Source organism: Streptomyces sp. M2CJ-2, from assembly GCF_016757295.1.
GTDB lineage: Bacteria > Actinomycetota > Actinomycetes > Streptomycetales > Streptomycetaceae > Streptomyces.
This window is the reverse complement of record NZ_JAESIF010000007.1, coordinates 138,190-157,500: the sequence shown is the minus strand read 5'-3', so window position 1 is coordinate 157,500 and position 19,311 is coordinate 138,190. Positions and strand designations below refer to the sequence as shown.

Genomic DNA, 19,311 nt, shown 5'->3' with positions numbered 1-19,311 from the left:
TGCCCCCGTCAACACTGCGCCCCCGCCCCTCAGTTGACTGGACATCATCACGGCCCACCCTTCGAGGTCGAGCCCGTCGAGAGGAACCCCGCCACCTTCCCCGGCCGCCCCGGGGCCGGACTTTGAACTCTGCGATGACAAAGTATGGACATGTCAAGCAGAAGTCCTCTAGCTTGGCGGCGCGAGTGCAGCGCCACCGCAGCAGACCGGAGCGAGATCCGGCACGGTCCGGTCCCCACCTCCTGGAGGACCAATGCCCCCACGTCTGTTCCCACGCGCTCGAAAACACTTCATTCCCTTACTGTTCGCGGGGACCCTGGCCGCGGGCCTGTGTTCCGCCCCGCCGGCCGCCGCCGCTCCGGCGGACATCCCGCCCCAGGAACCGGGGGTCACTCTGCGCGTGTTCGACGTGCAGACGCCCCTGAGCAAGCTGTGCACGCTGAAGCCGGGTCAGACCCCCAACCACGACAAGCTGATGCCGACGGTCGACTGGTCCGCGAAGGCCGACTTCGGCGGCCTGTCCGACCACTTCGTCGCGGAGGCCTCGGGCTACCTCAATGTTCCGCGCGACGGCTCGTACGTGTTCCGCCTGACCAGTGACGACGGCTCACGGCTGGTCCTCGACGGCGACCTCGTCATCGACCACGACGGGCTCCACGGCGCCGAGCCGAAGGACGGCACGGTCCATCTCACCGCCGGTGCACACCCGTTGCGCATCGACCACTTCGAGCGCGACGGCGGGCAGCGGCTCCACCTGGCCTGGAAACCGCCGGGCGCAAGCGACTTCACGGTGGTGCCCCGCGAGGCGCTGAGCACCGACGCCGACGTCGTCCGCGTCACCGCGCCGGGCCGCAAGGAATGCGAGGCGAGCGGCGACTCCCCCGGCGACGGTCTGCCGCTCACCGGCGTACGGCCCGACCTGACCCTCACCGACCTGCGCCCGGACGGCTTCGAACCGCAGGTCAGCGGCATGGACTGGCTGCCCGACGGACGGCTGGCGATCAGCACCTGGGGCGGTTCGGACAACGTTGCCGGAGAGGTCTACCTGCTCGACGACGTCACCGGCGCCACCAGCCGCGACAAGGTCACCGTCACCAAGGTGGCGAGCGGGCTGCGCGAGCCCATGGGCGTCAAGTACGTCGACGGGGCGCTGTACGTCTCGCAGAAGCACGAGCTGACGCGGCTCGTCGACCGGGACGGCGACGAGGTCACCGACGAGTACCGCACGGTCGCCACCTGGCCGTACGGAGGCAACTTCCACGAGTTCGCCTTCGGCCTGCTCTACCGCGACGGCCACTTCTACGTGAACCTCTCCGTCGCCATCGACCTCGGCGGCGCGACCACCGTGCCGCAGCCGGCGCCTGGCCGGGGGGCCACGTACAAGATCAGCAAGAGGACGGGGAAGATCAGTCCGGTCGCGGGAGGGCTGCGGACGCCCAACGGCATCGGCTGGGGACCCGACGGCGGCATCTTCGCCACCGACAACCAGGGCGGGTGGCTTCCCTCGTCGAAGCTCGTCCAGATCAAGAAGGACCGCTTCTTCAACCACTACACCGAGCCCTCCGGCCCCTTCGAGGACTCCCCCGTCACCGAACCGGTGCTGTGGCTGCCGCAGAACGAGATCGCCAACTCGCCCTCCACTCCGCTGTATCTGAAGAAGGGCACGTTCGCCGGGCAGATGCTGCTGGGCGACGTCACCTACGGCGGTCTGCAGCGCGCCTTCCTGGAGAAGGTGAAGGGCCAGTACCAGGGTGCCGTCTTCCGCTACACCCAGGGACTCGAAGCGGGCGTCAACCGCATCACCCTGGGCCCCGACGGCGCGATCTACGCCGGCGGCCTGGGCGCCGGCGGCAACTGGGGCCAGGAGGGCAAACTCAATTTCGGCCTGCAGAAGCTGACCCCGAACGGTGAGAACACCTTCGACATCCGCACCATGCGGGCCGTTCCCGGCGGTTTCGACCTGACGTACACCCAGCCGGTGTCCGCCGCCACCGCCGAGGAGCTCGCCGCGCACTACCGTGCCGAGCAGTGGCGTTACACGCCGACCGCGGACTACGGCGGTCCGAAGATCGCCGAGGAACGGCTCGCGGTGCGCTCGGCGACGCTCTCGAAGGACCGCCGCACCGTCGAACTGCGGCTGGACGGCCTGAAGCCGGGCCGTGTGGTGCACGTCCGCTCCCCGCGCCCCTTCTCCTCCGCCTCCGGTGAGCAGTTGTGGAACACCGAGGCCTGGTACACCCTCAACCGGATACCGGGCAAGCAGCCGCCGCCCGCCACCCGCTACGAGGCCGAGGAGGCGCGCCTGACGGGCACGGCCGGCGTCGACACCGACCACGTCGGCCATTCCGGCAGCGGCTTCGTCGACCGTTACGCCACGGAGGGCAAGGCCGGCACCACCTTCGACGTGACGGTCCCGAGGGCGGGCGCCTACGACGTGGGCCTGCGTTACTCCAACGGGCCCAACCCGTTCGAGGGCACCAAGTCCCTCTCCCTGTACGTCAACGGGAAGAAGGCGCGACAGACGAAGCTCGCCTCCACCGGTGACTGGGACTCGTGGTCGACACAGGCCGAGAAGCTGGGCCTGCGCGCCGGACACAACACGGTCTCCTACCGGTACGACCCGGGCGACACCGGCCATGTCAACCTCGACATGATCAGCGTCCATCCGCACGGAGCCCCGGTCATCCTCTTCGACGGCACGGCCGGCTCACAGGCCCAGTGGCAGCACACCGACGGGAGGATCCCGCGGTGGCCGCTCGCCGACGAGAAGTCGATGGAGGTGTGCTGCGGTGACCTCCGCACCAAGGACGCGTACCGGGACTTCGCGCTGCACGTGGAGTTCCGCGTCCCGCTGCTTCCGCCCGATGTCACCGGGCAGGACCGCGGCAACAGCGGCATCTTCCTCCAGGACCGCTACGAGCTCCAGATCCTGGACTCCTACGGTGACACCACGCTCGGCACCGACGAGGCCGGGGCGTTCTACCTGAAACGGGCGCCCGACACGAACGCGGCCACGGCGCCCGAGACGTGGCAGACCTACGACATCGTCTTCCGCGCGGCCCGCTTCGACGAGAACGGCCGCAAGACCGCCGATGCCCGGGTCACGGTGGTGTGGAACGGGCAGAAGGTCCACGACGACGTCGCCCTGGACGGGCCCACGGCGTCGGGCAGGGCCGAGACGCCGGCCGCGGGAGCCGTCCGGCTCCAGGACCACGGAAACCCCGAAAACAGGGTCCGGTTCCGTGACATCCGGATCACACCGTTGGCACCGCTGGACTGACGCCCGGCCCGGAGCCGGCCGGCGCCGAGGGCGTCGGCCGGCTCGCCGTCTGCCTCGACCCCTGGAACGCGGACTCCGTGGTGCTCACCCCGTCGGAGAGCTGAATCCCGGTCATGGGGCGGACGAGGGGCGCCGCAGGCACGGCCCGGGGGCGGCCTCGGGCAGGCAGCGGCAGGGCCGGGCACCTGGCGTCCCACACATGCCCGGCGGTACCACCGCGTGCAGAATGGAGCGATGTCGCCTTCCAACGCTTCCGTCACACCGCCCTCCTGGCATGCCTTGCCCACCGCCGAGGTCACCGATCGGCTCGATGTGGAACCGGGTGCGGGGCTGTCGTCCGACGAGGCGGCGCGGCGGCTCACGGAGCACGGGCCGAACCAGTTGGACGAGGCACCCCGGGAGCCCCGTTGGCGGGCCTTCCTGCGCCAGTTCCAGGATCTGCTGATCATCATCCTGCTGGTGGCCGCCGTGGTCAGCCTGGTGGTGTCCCGGGAGTGGGAGACACCGATCGCGATCGCGGTGGTGGTCCTGCTCAACGCGACGATCGGGTTCGTGCAGGAGTCCCGGGCCGAGGCGGCTCTGGACGCCCTGCGGGAGATGACGGTGACGCATGCCACCGTCCGCCGCGACGGGCGGCTGGTGCGACTGGCCGCCGGTGAACTGGTTCCCGGGGACGTCATCACCCTGGCGCCGGGTGACCGGGTGCCGGCGGACGGCAGGCTGCTGACGTCGGCGTCCCTGGAGGTGCAGGAGTCCGTCCTGACCGGTGAGGCCCTGGCCGTGGCGAAGGACGCGGACGCCGAGGTCGCGCCGGACGCCCCGTTGGCCGACCGGGTGACGGCGGTGTTCATGAACACCGCCGTCACCCGCGGCCGCGGCGAGGTCACGGTCACCGCCACCGGCATGAGCACCGAGACCGGCCGCATCGCCCACATGCTGCACCAGGCCCAGCCGGGGCCGACTCCGCTGCAACGCCAGATCGACACGCTCAGCCGCACCCTCGCGCTGGTCGCCGGGCTGGTCATCGTCATCGTCTTCGTCCTCGGCCTGGTGCGCGGGCAGGACTTCGGCGACCTGTTCGTCAGCGCCGTGTCGCTCGCGGTCGCCGCCATCCCCGAAGGGCTGCCCGCGGTGGTCGCCTTCACCCTCGCGATGGGCACCGGCCGGATGGCCAAGAAGGGGGCGATCGTCAAGAAGCTGGCGTCGGTGGAGACCCTGGGCAGCACCACCCAGATCTGCACGGACAAGACCGGCACGCTGACGCTGAACCAGATGACGGCGCGGGAAGTGCTGGTGGCGGGCCGTCGGCTCACCCTCTCCGGCGAGGGGTACTCCACCGAGGGGCGGATCCGCACCACCGACGGCCGCCCCTTGCCGGCGACCCTGGACCACGCGCTGACCGCGATGGCCCTGTGCACCGACGCCGCGATCCGCGACGGTCAGGTCGTGGGCGACCCGACCGAGGGCGCCCTGGTCGTACTCGCCGAGAAGGGCGGCATCGACGTGGTCGGCCTGCGTCAGGAGCGGCCGCGGCGGCTGGAGATCCCCTTCGACTCCGACTACAAGTTCATGGCGACCTTCCACGACTGGACGGACGACTCCGGGCGTGCGGTGATCCGATGCTGCGTCAAGGGCGCCCCCGACGTCCTCGCGGACCGCGCGGACCGCTGCCTCGGCGACGAGGGGTTCCTGCCGTTCGACGAGGCGGCACGGCGGCGGTTCGACGAGGGCAACGCCTCCCTGGCCGAGCAGGGCATGCGGGTGATGGCGCTGGGGATGGAGGACTTCCCGGCCGATGGGTTCCGGGCCCCCGAGGACCTCAAGGACCTCCTCGACCGGATCGTGCTGACGGCGCTGGTGGGCATCGTCGACCCGCCGCGTCCCGAGGTGCGCGCGGCCATCGCCGAGTGCAGGGAGGCCGGAATCCGGGTCCGGATGATCACCGGCGACCACGCGGTGACCGCCGGTGCCATCGCCCGCGAACTCGGCATCCCCGGAGAAGCGGTGACGGGCGCCGAGCTGGACCGCGTCGACGACGACGCCGTGCTGGCCGGCCGGCTGGACGAGGTGGGCGTCGTCGCCCGGGTGTCCCCCGAGCACAAGATCCGTATCGTCCGGGCGCTGCAGGACCGCGGTGACGTGGTCGCGATGACCGGGGACGGCGTCAACGACGCGCCCGCGCTGCGCAAGGCCGACATCGGGGTGGCGATGGGCATCACCGGGACGGAGGTCACCAAGGAGGCCGGCACGATGGTGCTGACCGACGACAACTTCGCCACCATCGTGTCCGCCGTCCGCGAAGGCCGCGGCATCTACGACAACATCGTCAAGTTCACCCGGTTCCAGGTCTCCACCGCCCTGGGCTTCGTCGCCACGTTCCTGATCGCCTCACTGACCGGTCTGGCCGGCGGGGCGCCGTTCACCGCCCTGCAGATCCTGTTCGTGAACCTGGTCATGGACGGCCCGCCGGCCATGTCCCTGGGCGTCGACCCGGTCGACCCGGACGCGATGAGCCGGCAGCCCCGGCGCGCCGGCGAACGCATCCTCAGCCGGCAACGCCTCACCCGGATCCTCCTGGCGAGCGCGGTGATGGCGGTCGGCACCCTCGCGGTGCTGATCTGGGCCCCCGGACCCGAGGCGGAGCTGGGGAAGGCGACCGTGGCCGGCACGATGGCCTTCGTCACCTTCGTGTTCTTCCAGGTCTTCAACCTGCTCAACGTCCGGCACGACACCCGCAGCGTGTTCAGCCGTGAAACGCTGCAGAACACCTCCGCGTTCGTCGCCACCCTCGCCGTGGTCGTCCTGCTCGTGCTCATCGTCGAGACGGACGCCCTGCACGGCTTCTTCACCACGACCGACCTCACCCCCGGCCAGTGGCTGGCCTGTGCGGCCGTCGGCTCGGCCATCCTCTGGACCGGTGAAGTGTTCAAGGCCGTACTGCGCACCCGGGCCCGCGGCGCTCGCGCCGCCGCCAGGCTGTCGGCCTCCCGTCAGGCGGCCTGACGGCACGGCGCGCGGTACGACCGCGTGGTGCGGGGCCCGCGGGACGCACGAACGCGAGGGGCGCACGAGCTGTCGAGGTCATGCGCCCCTCGGGCTTCAGCCGGATTTCGGTGGTGCCGGTTCCCGCTGCCGGAAGGCCCAGTCCATTCTCGGCTCGAGCACGGCCCGGAAGACCCGCCGCACCGGTGCCGTGCACAGGACGGTCACGACCACGGCGGCGACGACGGTGACGGTGATTCCGCCGAGCGGGCGGTGGAACCAGTCGTTGCGGGACCAGTGCCAGTGGTTGGCGCCCTGGATGACGAAGCCGTGCAGCAGGTAGCCGTACAGCGTGCCGGCGCCGAGCGCGGTGTACCACGTCCGGCGTCGCGGAACGAGGGCGAGGAAGCAGGCGACCAGGACCGTCGAGCAGCCGAAGATCGCCAGCGTCATGAGGGGCCCGTACCAGGCGGGCGCCGCGAGATCCTCGGCACTGGAGTTGTGGAAGAACCAGGCGTAGTTCATCCGCGTCACGGCCCAGTACGCCATGACCAGCGCGCCGAGGAAGACCGGTGCGGCCAGGATGCGCACCTGACGGCGCCGCACCTTCTCGAAGTGCTCCGGCTTGAGGGACAGGCCGAGTACGAAGTAGGGCAGGAACTGCAGGGTGCGGTGGAGGTCGAGGTCCTTGCCGATGGACGGGGCGAGGGTGGCCAGTGCCGCGATGGTGAGGGCGAGGGGCAGCGGCCACCGCACGGACCGCCAGATCGGGGTGGTGAGCCGCCAGATGAACAGCGCGGCCAGGAACCAGGTCAGGTACAGGGGGTCCAGCAGGCTGATCGAACGGTCCGGCTTGTTGTCACTCCACCGGGTGAAGAAGGTGTACGCCACCTCGAAGACGACGTAGGGCACGGCGACCCCGGTGACCAGACGCTTGATCCGTCCCGCGCTCCAGTCGAAGCCGCGCGAGAAGTAGCCGGAGATGACGATGAACACCGGCATGTGGAAGGCGTAGACAAGCGTGTAGAGGGCGGTGACGGTACGGCTCTCACTGCGCAGCGGTTCCCATGCGTGGCCGACCGCCACCAGCACGATGGCCAGGTACTTGGCGTTGTCGAAGAGCGCGTCCCGCGGTTTCGCCGACCGGGTGCGCGCGTCGGCCGGCGCGGGGGCGGCGCGGGTCTGCCCCGTGGCCGGTGGCGTCCCGCCGGACGTCGTCGGTGGCCCGTCCGTCTCCCCGGGGCTGCGCGAGGGCAGCGTTTCTTTCACGATTCCTTCCTTCGGGAACCCAGACAGGGCAGAACACCTCTTACGAGAGTTGCGTGTGCGACACGAGAGGAGCGGCTCGGGAAACCGTAACCGGGGCGGGCGCCGGGGTAAAACCGGATCCGTGGTCGTGTCACCGTTGCGAGCGCGTACGTCCGGCGGCTCCCGGACCCGCGGAATCCGCCCACGCCACGGGTGTCCACTTTCGGCCATTCACGCCGTGCGGGCACGCAGCGAACCCTTCCTCGATCGCCACCGCCTCTATGCTTCTACGTGCTTGTAGAAGGCCCTTGCCGGACGCCCGCGGGGGCGTGCGGCGTCGCGCCTACGGAACAATCGCACGCGAAGGAGTGAACGCCGCGATGGTGTTCAAACGACTGCTCGGTTCGCTCGGAGTGGGTGGCCCCACGGTCGACACGGTCCTCGACCCCGGTGCGCCCCGGCCCGGAGCCGCGCTGACCGGGCAGGTCCACCTCAAGGGTGGAGACGCCGACTTCGACATCAAGCACATCACGCTGGAGCTGGTGGCCCGGGTCGAGGCCGAGCACGAGGAGGGCGAGAGCCAAGGCGTCGTCGCCTTCGAGCGGTTCACCGTGGGCGGCGGCTTCCGGCTCGTCGCGGGCACGGCGCACAGCGTGCCGTTCTCCGTGATGCTGCCCTGGGAGACGCCCATCACCGAGCTGCACGGCCAGGGCCTCGGCATCGCCCTGGGCGTGCGCACCGAGCTCGCCGTGGCGGGCGCCAGGGACAAGGGCGACCTGGACCAGCTGAGCGTCGGCCCCCTGCCCGTGCAGGAGGCGATCCTCGAGGCGTTCGGCGGGCTGGGCTTCGGCTTCAGGTCCGCCGACCTCGAGTACGGCCGCATCGGCGGCACCGGCCAGCAGCTGCCCTTCTATCAGGAGATCGAGCTGACCCCGGCGCCGCAGTACGCCCACCAGGTCAACGAGATCGAGGTGACGTTCCTCGCCGGCCCCGGCGGCATGGAGGTCGTCCTGGAGGCGGACAAGCGCGGCGGGCTCTTCTCCTCCGGCCACGACACGATCAACCGGTTCACCGTCTCCCACGACGGCGTCGAGCACCAGGACTGGAACGCCGTGGTCGACGACTGGGTGCGCCGGCTCGTGGAGCACCGGGCCTCGTACGGCGCGTACGCCGACCACGGGCACGGCGGCCACCACCTCCACGACGAGCACCACCACGACGGCCGCCGCTCCGGCCCCGGCATGGGAACCGTCGTCGCGGCGGGCGCGGCCGGGCTCGCCGTCGGTGTCGTCGGCGGCATGGTCGCGGCCGAGGTCGTCGACGAGGTCGGGGACTTCTTCGAGGGCGAGGAAGACGAGGAAGACGAGGGAGAGGACTGATCACCGCGTGGCGCCCCACCCCCCGCCTTCTACATAATTGTAGAAGATAGGCTGCCGACGCACGCACGCGAAGAGACGAGGAGTGGGTGGACATGGGCGTCATCGCTTGGCTGGTACTGGGGCTGCTCGCAGGAGCGGTGGCCAAGGCCGTCCTGCCCGGACGCGATCCGGGCGGGCTCATCGGTACGACGATCATCGGCATCGCGGGGGCCTTCCTCGGTGGCTGGCTGTCGGCGCAGTTCCTGGGCCGCCCGGTACAGCGGGAGTTCTTCGACGCCGCCACCTGGGGCTCGGCCATCGTCGGCGCGCTCGTCCTCCTCGTCGGCTACCGCCTCCTCTTCGGCAACTCGCGCGACTGAACCACCGAGAACGAGCAAGGACAACCAAGAAGGAGTACGCAGTGGGTGTTTCCCTGTCCAAGGGCGGCAACGTCTCTCTCAGCAAGGAGGCCCCGGGGCTGACCGCGGTCGTGGTCGGCCTCGGCTGGGACGTCCGCACGACCACCGGCACCGACTACGACCTCGACGCCTCCGCGCTGCTGGTCGACGGTTCCGGCAAGGTCCTGTCCGACCAGCACTTCGTCTTCTACAACAACCTGAGGAGTCCGGACGGTTCGGTGGAGCACACCGGTGACAACCTCACCGGTGAGGGCGAGGGCGACGACGAGAGCGTCAAGGTGAACCTCGTCGGCGTGCCCGCCGAGGTCGACAAGATCGTGTTCCCGGTGTCGATCCACGACGCCGAGAACCGCGGCCAGAGCTTCGGCCAGGTCCGCAACGCCTTCATCCGCGTCGTCAACCAGGCCAACAACCAGGAGATCGCCCGCTACGACCTCTCGGAGGACGCCTCCACCGAGACGGCCATGGTCTTCGGCGAGCTCTACCGCCACGGTGCCGAGTGGAAGTTCCGCGCCGTCGGCCAGGGGTACGCCTCCGGGCTCTCCGGAATCGCCGCCGACTTCGGCGTCAACGTCTGACACCGAGCCGGACCATCCGCCGGGCCGGCCCGTACGGGCCGGCCCGGCGTGCTCGTTCTCTACCGGGCGGGCGGGATGCGGTAGACCGAAACGTGGGAGCGTGACTCGGCGGTGAAGGGGGCCCCGGCCCAGTCCGCGTGCCTGGCCTCCGGTTCGAAGCCGGCCAACCGGGCCATGAGGTCGAGTTCGGCCGGCCACACGTAGCGGTGGGGGCTGCGGAACAGCCGCGCCTGCCGGGTCCCGTCGAACCGGAAGTGGTGCGACACCACCTGCTGACGCAGGACGTCGTACGTGTCCAGGCCGATGTATCCGGGCTCGGACTGCCAGACCATGGCCTCCTGGCCCGGTGGGAGCTTGCGCAGCTCCGGCACCCAGAGCTCGATCACGAACCGGCCCCCGGGAACGAGGTGGCGGGCGGCGTTGCGGAAGCACTCGACCTGCTCGGTCTGGGTGAGCAGGTTGGAGAGGGTGTTGTAGACGAGGTAGACGAGGCTGTACTCGCCCGGTGCGACGGTGGTCGCCATGTCGCCGATGACCACCGGGATCGTCGCCTCGTCCGCCTTGGTCCGCAGCCTCTCCACCATCGGGACGGACAGCTCGATGCCGGTGACCGGCACCCCTCGCTCGGCGAGGGGGACCGCCACTCTGCCGGTCCCGACGGCGAACTCGAGCGCGGCCCCCTCCCCGGCGAGGCCGGCGAGCCGGTCGACGGCCGGCCCCAGGACCTCGGGCGCGAACATGCCGGTGCCCGGCGTGTCGTAGCGCTGTGCGGTGTCGGCGTCCCAGATCTCCTCCTGCTGCATTGCTCCAACATGTGCCGACGGCCCGTGCGTTGTCCACCGGATTCTCGAGGCCGGTTCCACCCCGGTGCCCGGCCCGACCCACACCGTCGTTTTCCGCTTCGGTGGCTCGTGGAAGACGGGCGTGTGAGGGTCTGGTGAGGGTCGTCGAGCAATGACCGAGGCAAGCGTTTTGTGCATATGCACCTGATAAGATCATCGAACTTTCAGTAGACTGACGGCGCGTCATGAACGCGTACGGGGGACAGTCTCTAAGGCCCCATCGCCGAGGTGTGAGGTGTGGTCCGTCCGTGGGCTCGAGCCGTTCGACGGCCGGATTCCTCGAGTCGGATCGGTGGACCCTCCGCGCTCCCGGCACGATGCGACTTGAAGAGAGTCTCATGACGTCATTGATCAGGGATCCACTGTTGTGGATCTTGCTGGTAGTACTCATCGCTGCGGCGTTCGCAGTGATGAGGGCGCGGAGAACCAACCTGGCGCTCCGCAGAACAAGGAAGGACCTGGAATCGGACCTGGGTCAGGCCCAGGGCCAGCTCGCCCAGCAGCAGGGGTACATCGCCACCCTCAACGCACGGCACCAGGGCGACCTCGCCGACGTCCGCGCGGATGCCGAGTCGTCGACCAAAGCCGTACTGAAGTCGGCGATGGGAACGCTGCAGTCCCTCGCCGAGGAGCAGCAGCTGCTGCTGGACGGCCTGCTGAAGAAGTACGGAAACGACACCGAGGTCCTCGCCGACCTGATGTCGGTGGACCACACCGGCAGTCAGTTCAGCCGCCGGGCCAAGGGCATCTCGGTCCTGTGCGGTGGCTGGCTGGGGCGGCGTGACGGCGCGGCGACCGTGTACGACGTGGCGCGCAGCGCCCAGGGGCGGATCAAGGACTTCAACCGGGTCGGCATCCACGCGCAGGTCAGCGTCTCCGTCTCCGCCAAGGCCGTGGAGCCGGTGGCCGTCGTGCTGGCCGAACTGCTGGACAACGCGACCACCTACAGCGCTCCGGGCACGCCGGTCGAGGTCAACATCCAGGCCGTCCCGACGGGTGTGTGCTTCATCGTCGACGATGCCGGCCTGGGCATGGACCAGGAGACCAAGGACCGGGCGGCGGCTCTGCTGTCGGCCGACGGTGAGGTCGACATCACCGGTCTGGGCGACCCGCCCCGGTTCGGGTTCGCGGTGTGCGGCATGCTCGCCACGCGGTACGGCTTCTCCGTCTCCGTCGGCTCGGTGTCCCCCTACGGCGGAGTGCGTGCAGTGATCCGTGTACCGGAAAGTCTCCTGGCCGCCGACGCGCCCGCACCCGCCGAGCCCGTCCAGGAGGCCGTGAGCCAGGAGGCCGCCCCGCAGCGGCTGGCTCCCGTCCCGGTGGGCCCCTCCCACGTGGTGGGCCGGACGAACGGCGGGCTTCCCAAGCGACGCCGGCGGCAGGGCCCCATCTCGGTGGTGCCCGCACCGGACGACACGGCCGGTGTCGACGAGCAGACATCCGAACCGGCCAGCGAGGTGACCGCGTCACGCCTCGGGGCGTTCGCCCGTGGCACACAGCTCGGTCGGATCACGAACACCATGGAAGGACCTGATCAGCGGTGAACACCGACCTGTCGTGGGTGCTGAACGACGTGCTCGAGGTGCGTGGTGCCCGTCACGCCGTGCTCGTCTCGGGTGACGGCCTGCTGCTTCAGCGTTCGGACGACATCTCGCGCGACGACGCGGAGACGAACGCCGCCGCCATGAGTTCCATGCAGTCCCTCAGCCGGGCGGTCGCCGGTTTCGTCGGGGCGGGCAACGGCATCTGGAAGCAGACGCTGCTGGAGTACGACGGCGGCTGGATCTTCCTGAGCGCCGCCGGTCAGGGCGCCTACCTGGCCGTCTCGGCGGCTCCGGACGTCGACATGGAAGCCGTGTCGTTCCGCATGCAGAAGACGGTGGCGGCACTGAGCAAGGCGATGAGCGTGGCGCCACGCTCGAGCTACGGTGTCGGCTCATGACGGCTCCCGGCGAAGGAGGGTCCGTATCCAGCGACTTCGTCCGCTCCTACGTCATCACCGGCGGCCGGAGCCTGCCTTCTTCGGACGATCTTGCATTGCACACCCTCGTCACGCTGGCTCCCGAGCGGATCCTCCCGCTCGGGGCCGGGCCCGAAGTGACGGCGATCTGGGACCTGTGCGCGGGGGGCTACCTGTCGGTGGCCGAGGTGGCCGGCCACCTCGGCCTGCCGGTCGGAGTGGCCCGCCTGCTGCTGACCGACCTGTTCGAGCAGGGGCACCTGCTGCACCGCGCCGAACCGCCGCGGGCCCAGAACGTTGACAGAGCAACCCTCGAGAAGGTTCTGCATGGACTCCAATCCCTCATCAGCTGAGACGGCCCAGGGCTCCATCTACGTCTCCAACGCGGTGACCAACGCCGCGAAGATCCTGATCGTCGGGCATTTCGCCGTGGGCAAGACGACTCTCATCGGCTCGCTGTCGGAGATCACTCCGCTGCGCACCGAGGAGAAGATGACCCAGGCCTCCGTCCACGTCGACGACCTGCGGGGCGTGACGGACAAGACCACCACCACGGTCGCCCTGGACTTCGGTCGTCTCACGCTGAGCGAAGACCTCGTGCTGTACCTGTTCGGCACGCCGGGACAGCAGCGCTTCATGCAGCTGTGGGAGGACATGGCGCGCGGTGCGCTGGGAGCCCTGCTCCTGGTCGACCCCGCGCGGCTGGAGGAGACCTTCCCCGTCATCGACCTCGTCGAGGGGTACGGCCTGGAGTACGCCATCGCCGTCAACACCTTCGACCCGTCCGCCACGTACGGCGAAGCAGAGGTGCGTGAGGCGCTCGACCTGCTGCCGGACACTCCCGTCGTCTACTGCGACGCCCGTGACCAGCGATCCTCCGCGCAGGCGCTGATCGCGCTGGTCCGGCATCTGCTCGAGCGCGCCGCCTGACCGTCACGCGCCCACTCCACCCGGGAACAGCGGTTCCCGGATCACCAAGGAAGACTTCATGGATCTCCAGCCGACATCTGCGCCCACGGGCAGCAGATGCCCCATGCACGACGCCTCGTTCGCCGCGGATCCGCAGGCGCTCTACGACCAGCTGCGCGCCCACTCCCCGGCCGGTCCGGTCGAGCTCGCGCCGGGCGTGGACGCCACGCTGGTCGTCGGGCACGAGATGGCGCTGCGCGTCCTGCAGAACACCGACCTCTTCGCCCGCGACGCCCGCCGGTGGAAGGCCCTGAACGAGGGGCGCATCGGGATGGACAACCCGGTGCTGCCGATGATGGCGTACCGGCCCAACTGCCTGTTCACCGACGGTGCGGTGCACCTGCGGCTGCGCAAGGCGGTCACCGACAGCCTGGCCCAGCTCAACATCACCCGGGTCCGCCGTGACGTCGAGCCGATCGCCGACTACCTCCTCGACCAGTTCAGCGAGCGGGGCCGCGCCGACCTGCTCAACGACTACGCCAAGCTGCTGCCGCTGCTGCTGTTCAACAAGCTCTTCGGCTGCCCCGCGAACATCGGTGACACCCTCACCACCGCGATGTCGGCGATCTTCGACGGCAAGGACGCCCTGCGTGCCAACGAGGACCTCACCGCCTGCCTCATGGAGTTGATCGCCCTCAAGCGGCGCCAGCCCGGCGAGGACATCACCTCCTGGCTGATCCAGCACCCGGCCGGGCTGACCGACGAGGAGCTCAAGGACCAGCTGGTGATGCTGATGGGCGCCGGGGTGGAACCCGAGCGCAACCTCATCGGCAACGCCCTGGTGCTGCTGCTGTCCGGCACGGGCGGCCGGCAGAGCGGCATGCTGATCGAGGAGGCCCTCGATCACGTGCTGTGGAACCAGACCCCCATCGCCAACTACGCGACCCACTACCCGGTCCAGGACGTCGACCTCGGCGGCCATGTGGTGGAGGCGGGCACCCCGGTCGTCATCTCCTTCGCGGGCGCCAACAGCGACCCCGCGCTCGCCGAGGCCCGCCGCATCCGCAGCAGGGGCGCCCATCTGGCGTGGGGGGCCGGCCCGCACGCCTGCCCCGCCAAGGACCCGGCGCAGGTCATCGCGATCACCGCGATCGAGCGGCTGCTCAACGCGCTGCCCGACCTGACGCTGGCCGTACCGCAGGAGGAACTGCAGTGGCGGCCGGGGCCGTTCCACCGCGCGCTGGTGACACTGCCGGCGACGTTCAGTCCGACGCCGGCCACGCGGATGGCGGCGGCTCTGCAGCACCGGGCCGCGTCGGCCGGTGCGGAACAGCCGCTGCCCGTGGCCCAGGCCGCCCCGGCGCGGCGGGAGTCGGGCCGGAGGAGGGGCTTCTGGAGCAGCTTCCTCGACGTCTTCCGCGTCTGATGCACGGCATGTGACAGGGGCAACACCCTGTGGCGCATGACGGAGGAGGGTGGAAGGGTAGATTCCGGCGGTACCGGCAGCGCCCAGCCAAAGGAGCTTCGCGTGACCGCCGTTGGCGAAATACGTGATATCAGCACCATCCCCGGCACCAGTAACACGGACCGCCGGACCGTCATCTCCCTCCTCCGTCGCCTGCGTTCGAGTGAAGGACAGACCAATCCGCTTCCCGTCTGGGAGGAACTGCGTTCCATGGGAGACGTCGTACGCGCCCCCTGGGGCGGCTACTTCGTCACCGGATTCGAGGCGTGCAGCCAGGTCCTGCGCGGCAGGAACTGGCTCGTCCCCGACTTCGCCTGGCAGGAGCGCCAGTCGGACCAGGACCGCTGGGAAGACCCCGCCACCCGTGAGATGACCAGAACCCTGATCCGCCTCAACGCCCCCGCCCACACCTGCCAGCGGCGGGCTCTGGGCAACCCCTTCGACCGCTCCTCGATCGAACAGGCGCGTCCCCGGATCGCCGCTCTCGTCACCGGTCTCCTCGACGAACTCGCCGACCGGCTCAGCGCCGCCGGCGAGGCGGACTTCGGCACCGTCGTCGGTGAGCAGCTGCCCGTCCGCACCGTCGGCCAGTGGCTCGGCCTCGACCCGGCCGACCACGCGCACATCCTGGACTTCACCCACCGGCAGGTCTACGCACAGGAGTTGCTGCCCAGCAAAAACGAACTCGCGATATCGGCCCAGGCCACCCTGGAGATGCGGGCCTACTTCACCGAGCTCATCCGGCACCGGCGCGCACACCCGGGCGACGACGCCCTCACCGGCTGGATCCACTACTGGGACGCCCAGTACCCGGACGACCGGGCCGCGGCGGACCAGGTGCTCTACGACCTGACGATGTTCATCACCATCGCCTCCCTGGAGACCAGCGCCGTCCTGCTGACCAACGCCGTCTGGTTCCTGACCCAGGACCCGTCGCGCGCCGACTGGCTGCGGCGGAACCCCGACCACATCGACGACGCGATCGAGGAGACGCTGCGCTACGACCCTCCCGTGGTCCTCAACTCCCGCATCGCCGCCGACGACACCGTCCTCGCGGGCGTGCCGATCGCGAAGGACACCACCGTCCACGTCCTGTACGGATCCGCCGCCCACGACCCGCGCCGCAATCCGGACCCCGGTTCCTTCGACATCCTGCGGGGCGGCGGGCACCTCACCTTCGGCGGCGGCGCGCACTACTGCCTCGGAGCGGGCCTCGGACGACTCGAGGCGCGTGAACTCCTCGTCCAACTGCTGGAACGCTTTCCCACTCTGCGGCCCACCGCACCTCCCGCGTACGACACCACCCGTATCGTGTTCCGCCGCATCACCTCCCTGAAAGTGACGATATGAACGCCCCGCTCCTGTCCGGCGACCCCGACGACCGGATACTGAAGACCCTGCGCACCCACCGGCAGGGTCCTGTCCTCACCATCGAGTTGAACGTTCCCGAGCAGGGCAACGTCGTCAGCGAGGCCATGCTGGACGACCTGCTCACCGTGCTGGACGACCAGGACCCCTCGGTGCGCGTCCTGGTGATGACCGGCGCCGGGCAGGACTTCTGCCTCGGCGGGGACCGTGAGGAGTTCGCCGGGCACCTCGCCCACGACGCCACCGGCAACGGCATCCGTGTCTCCGGCGTCAAGGCCCGGCGGGTGTGCGACGCGCTGACGTCCCACTCCGCCGTCACCATCGCCCGCGTCCAGGGCAGAGCCATCGGGGCCGGCTTCGCCCTCGCCCTCGCCTGCGATCTGCGGGTGGGTGCCGACACCGCGAGCTTCCGGCTGCCCGAACTCGCCCTCGGTCTGCCCACGGCGTGGGGCGGCCTGCTGCCGCGGCTGGTCAGCGAGGTCGGAGCCGCGTCCGTGCGCGAAATCATCCTCACCGGACGCCCCCTCCCCGCCCATGAGGCCTTCAATCTGTCGATCCTGCAACGGGTCGTGCCCGAGGATGCTCTCGACGCCGCGGTCGACGAGTGGGCCAGACCGCTCCTGCGGCGCTCGTTGCCCGCCGTGCGGGTCACCAAGACGCTGCTGAACTCCCTGACCGCCTCGACCCGTCTCGCCGACGCGTCGGTCCTGGATCCCGAACTGATGGCGGCGGTCGCCAGCGAAGTGCACCATATGCGCACGTCCAGCTGATCGCGCCCTCACAGCGTCACCGGCCCCTGGAACACGCCGACTTCCGGGGGCCTTGTTGTGCGTTCAGCCGGGCCGGGCCGTTTCGGTCGAGCACCGCGACGGTCTCGCTCTCCACCGGGTGACGCGGTTGCCGGCCGGCCGGCAACCGCGTCACCCGGTCGCGCGTCCTGGGAAGGACAAGGTCGATCGTGCGGACGGGGAGCCGGGGAGCCGTGAGGGAACGGGTGGGCAGTGGTGCGCTGCCGGTGGTGGGGACGGCCACGCGCGGGCGGGTGGTCGCGGTGGCCGCGGTGCTGTCGGCGGGGTTGCTGGTGTTCCACCGTGCCGTGCCGAACGCCGTCGGCCGGGTGGGCAGCCTGCTGGAGTCGTTCCTGCCCTGGCTGAGCCTGGTGGTCCTGGTGCTGTTCGTCCTGGCGCTGCTGCGGCGTTCGGCCCTCGCGCTGGTGGCCCTGCTGCTGCCGGTGGCGGCCTGGACGTGTCTCTTCGGCGAACTGCTCCTGCCCGAACCGCCCGTCGGCCCGCGGGAACTGGTGGTGGTGCAGCACAACGTCAGCGACGAGAACGCCGACCCGGTGGCCACGGCCCGCGCCCTGGCCGACGCCGGGCCCGACCTCATCGCGCTGGAGGAGCTGGTGCCGACGGCGCTGCCGCTCTACGAGAGGACGCTCGCCCGGCGCTACCCGTACCACGCGGTGCGGGGCACCGTCGGCCTCTGGTCGAGGCATCCGCTCACCGATGCCCGGCTGCTGGACATCAAGCCCCCGGGGATCACCGAGCCCTGGAGCCGCGGGCTGCGGGCCGTGGTCCGCACACCGCACGGGGAGGTGGCGGCGTACGTCGCCCACCTGCCCTCGATCCGGGTCGGGGCGAGCGGCCTCGCCTCCGCCCACCGGGACGAGAGCGCCCGTCTGCTGGGCAGGGCGGTCGCCGCCGAGGAACTGGAAACGGTGATCCTCCTCGGCGACCTCAACGGCACCGTCGACGACCGTGGCCTGACCCCGCTGACCTCACGGATGAACGTGGCGGAACGCGGCTTCGCCCTGAGCTTCCCCGCCGCGCTGCCCCTGGCCCGGATCGACCAGGTCATGGCCCGCTCGGCCACCGTCCGTCACCTCCGCACCCTGCCCGCCACCGGCAGCGACCATCTGCCGGTCGCCGCGCGCATCACCCTCGACTGAGAGCTCCGAACAAAATGGGCGCCCGGTACCGGGCGGTGTCACGTCGCGGGTCCCCGGAGCCCCACGCTCATCTCCTCCGTGCAGCGCGTCTTCCGCTCTCAGCCAGGGCGGACTACGCGGTACGAGCCGCGCTGCAGCTCGCCGCGGCACGGGACGACGCCCCCTCAAGGCCGAGGCCATCGCCGACGCCCAGGACATCCCGCACAAGTTCCTCGAAGGCGTCCTGAACGACATGCGCCGGGGCGGTCTCGTCCTCAGCCGGCGCGGCGGCAACGGCGGCTACCGACTGGCCAAGCCCGCCGACACCATCAGCATCGCCGACGTCATCCGCGTCGTGGACGGATCACTGGTCTCGGTGCGCGGGGTCCGCCCGCCGGACCTGTCCTGCACCGGCCCCGCCGAGTCCCTGCTCCCCTTGTGGATCGCACTGCGGTCCAACGTGCGCGAGATCCTGGAAGGTGTGTCGCTGGCCGACGTCGCCGCGGCCGAACTACCCGCCGAGGTCGCCGCGTTGACCGATGCTCCGGACGCCTGGGTCAACCCCTGAGCAAGCGGACCGGCCGCCCGGGTTCCGGATCTCGGATCATGAGATGAGCCCTGCCAGAATACGGAAACCCTCTTGGAGGGAGGGTCTCGGTCTGCCACGATCCCTGGCAACCGGGTAGGAAAACCAGGGACAGGGGGCTGGTCATGCGTGCACTGGACCGCACGGCCCGCTTGCTGCCCCACCTGACCTCGCGCCGTCACATCGACTTCGGCCGCGCGTCGAGCGCCATCTGTCGCCGTTCCGCGTCCCGGCCGCCCGTCTCCCGGTAGTCCGCTTTCCGGCACGCCCGAGACGACGCGGCGTCCCCTTCCCGGCCTCCCGGCCGTATCTCTGCATCTCTGCGTCTCCGTATTTCCGTATCTCTGTCTCTGCATCGCTGCATCGCTGCATCTCCATGTCGGCGTATC

The 19,311-nt window shown here is 70.2% G+C and carries 15 protein-coding genes and 2 pseudogenes; 15 read left to right on the top strand and 2 right to left on the bottom strand.

All coding sequences use genetic code 11. The features are described 5' to 3' along the window. Nucleotides 1-253: 253 nt before the first annotated feature. From JL475_RS09370 to JL475_RS09365, 3 genes and pseudogenes are all read left to right on the top strand, one after another. A complete protein-coding gene (locus tag JL475_RS09370) occupies nucleotides 254-3,280 on the top strand; it encodes a family 16 glycoside hydrolase (protein WP_202276983.1) in 3,027 nt (1,008 codons plus the stop codon). Between the two features lie 14 nt (nucleotides 3,281-3,294). Further along, nucleotides 3,295-3,384 (top strand): annotated as a pseudogene (locus tag JL475_RS39870) (VOC family protein); the annotation flags it as partial. A 130-nt stretch (nucleotides 3,385-3,514) separates the two neighbouring features. Beyond that, the gene (locus JL475_RS09365) at nucleotides 3,515-6,283 is read left to right on the top strand and encodes a cation-translocating P-type ATPase (RefSeq protein WP_202276982.1); all 2,769 of its coding nucleotides are present in this window, start codon (nucleotides 3,515-3,517) and stop codon (nucleotides 6,281-6,283) included. Nucleotides 6,284-6,379: 96 nt separating this feature from the next. On the opposite strand, the gene JL475_RS09360 is transcribed toward JL475_RS09365, so the two are convergent. Then, the gene (locus JL475_RS09360) at nucleotides 6,380-7,531 is read right to left on the bottom strand and encodes an acyltransferase family protein (protein WP_307825004.1); all 1,152 of its coding nucleotides are present in this window, start codon (nucleotides 7,529-7,531) and stop codon (nucleotides 6,380-6,382) included. Between the two features lie 359 nt (nucleotides 7,532-7,890). On the opposite strand from JL475_RS09360, the gene JL475_RS09355 reads away from it, so the two are divergent. From JL475_RS09355 to JL475_RS09345, 3 genes are all read left to right on the top strand, one after another. Further along, complete coding sequence (locus JL475_RS09355) at nucleotides 7,891-8,889, top strand: sporulation protein (RefSeq protein ID WP_202276980.1); 999 nt, start codon at nucleotides 7,891-7,893, stop codon at nucleotides 8,887-8,889. Between the two features lie 92 nt (nucleotides 8,890-8,981). Then, nucleotides 8,982-9,248 (top strand): GlsB/YeaQ/YmgE family stress response membrane protein, encoded by a 267-nt coding sequence (locus JL475_RS09350; protein ID WP_202276979.1) that lies wholly within the window; start codon nucleotides 8,982-8,984, stop codon nucleotides 9,246-9,248. Between the two features lie 41 nt (nucleotides 9,249-9,289). Continuing rightward, entirely contained in the window at nucleotides 9,290-9,865 is a 576-nt protein-coding gene (locus JL475_RS09345) for a TerD family protein (protein WP_202276978.1), read from the top strand. Between the two features lie 59 nt (nucleotides 9,866-9,924). On the opposite strand, the gene JL475_RS09340 is transcribed toward JL475_RS09345, so the two are convergent. Beyond that, the gene (locus JL475_RS09340) at nucleotides 9,925-10,668 is read right to left on the bottom strand and encodes a class I SAM-dependent methyltransferase (protein ID WP_202276977.1); all 744 of its coding nucleotides are present in this window, start codon (nucleotides 10,666-10,668) and stop codon (nucleotides 9,925-9,927) included. 377 nt (nucleotides 10,669-11,045) lie between these two features. Here JL475_RS09340 and JL475_RS09335 point away from each other — a divergent pair, with 377 nt between their 5' ends. The 9 genes and pseudogenes from JL475_RS09335 (at nucleotide 11,046) to JL475_RS09295 (ending at nucleotide 18,904) form a co-directional block, all read left to right on the top strand. Beyond that, on the top strand, nucleotides 11,046-12,251 hold the full coding sequence (locus JL475_RS09335) for a sensor histidine kinase (protein ID WP_202276976.1): 1,206 nt from the start codon (nucleotides 11,046-11,048) through the stop codon (nucleotides 12,249-12,251). Continuing rightward, complete coding sequence (locus JL475_RS09330; RefSeq protein WP_202276975.1) at nucleotides 12,248-12,649, top strand: roadblock/LC7 domain-containing protein; 402 nt, start codon at nucleotides 12,248-12,250, stop codon at nucleotides 12,647-12,649. The genes JL475_RS09335 and JL475_RS09330 overlap by 4 nt, the downstream gene beginning before the upstream one ends. Next, nucleotides 12,646-13,020: a DUF742 domain-containing protein gene (locus tag JL475_RS09325; protein WP_202276974.1), complete on the top strand. Its 375-nt coding sequence runs from the start codon at nucleotides 12,646-12,648 to the stop codon at nucleotides 13,018-13,020. The genes JL475_RS09330 and JL475_RS09325 overlap by 4 nt, the downstream gene beginning before the upstream one ends. After that, complete coding sequence (locus tag JL475_RS09320; protein ID WP_202276973.1) at nucleotides 12,995-13,597, top strand: ATP/GTP-binding protein; 603 nt, start codon at nucleotides 12,995-12,997, stop codon at nucleotides 13,595-13,597. The genes JL475_RS09325 and JL475_RS09320 overlap by 26 nt, the downstream gene beginning before the upstream one ends. A 103-nt stretch (nucleotides 13,598-13,700) precedes the next feature. Continuing rightward, nucleotides 13,701-15,002, top strand: a complete 1,302-nt coding sequence (locus JL475_RS09315) for a cytochrome P450 (RefSeq protein ID WP_202277007.1) — start codon at nucleotides 13,701-13,703, stop codon at nucleotides 15,000-15,002. 102 nt (nucleotides 15,003-15,104) lie between these two features. Next, entirely contained in the window at nucleotides 15,105-16,391 is a 1,287-nt protein-coding gene (locus JL475_RS09310; RefSeq protein WP_307825003.1) for a cytochrome P450, read from the top strand. Next, complete coding sequence (locus tag JL475_RS09305) at nucleotides 16,388-17,179, top strand: enoyl-CoA hydratase/isomerase family protein (RefSeq protein ID WP_202276971.1); 792 nt, start codon at nucleotides 16,388-16,390, stop codon at nucleotides 17,177-17,179. The genes JL475_RS09310 and JL475_RS09305 overlap by 4 nt, the downstream gene beginning before the upstream one ends. A 212-nt stretch (nucleotides 17,180-17,391) precedes the next feature. Then, on the top strand, nucleotides 17,392-18,357 hold the full coding sequence (locus tag JL475_RS09300; protein WP_307825002.1) for an endonuclease/exonuclease/phosphatase family protein: 966 nt from the start codon (nucleotides 17,392-17,394) through the stop codon (nucleotides 18,355-18,357). Nucleotides 18,358-18,392: 35 nt separating this feature from the next. Next, nucleotides 18,393-18,904, top strand: a pseudogene (locus tag JL475_RS09295) (Rrf2 family transcriptional regulator). Nucleotides 18,905-19,311 lie beyond the last annotated feature (407 nt).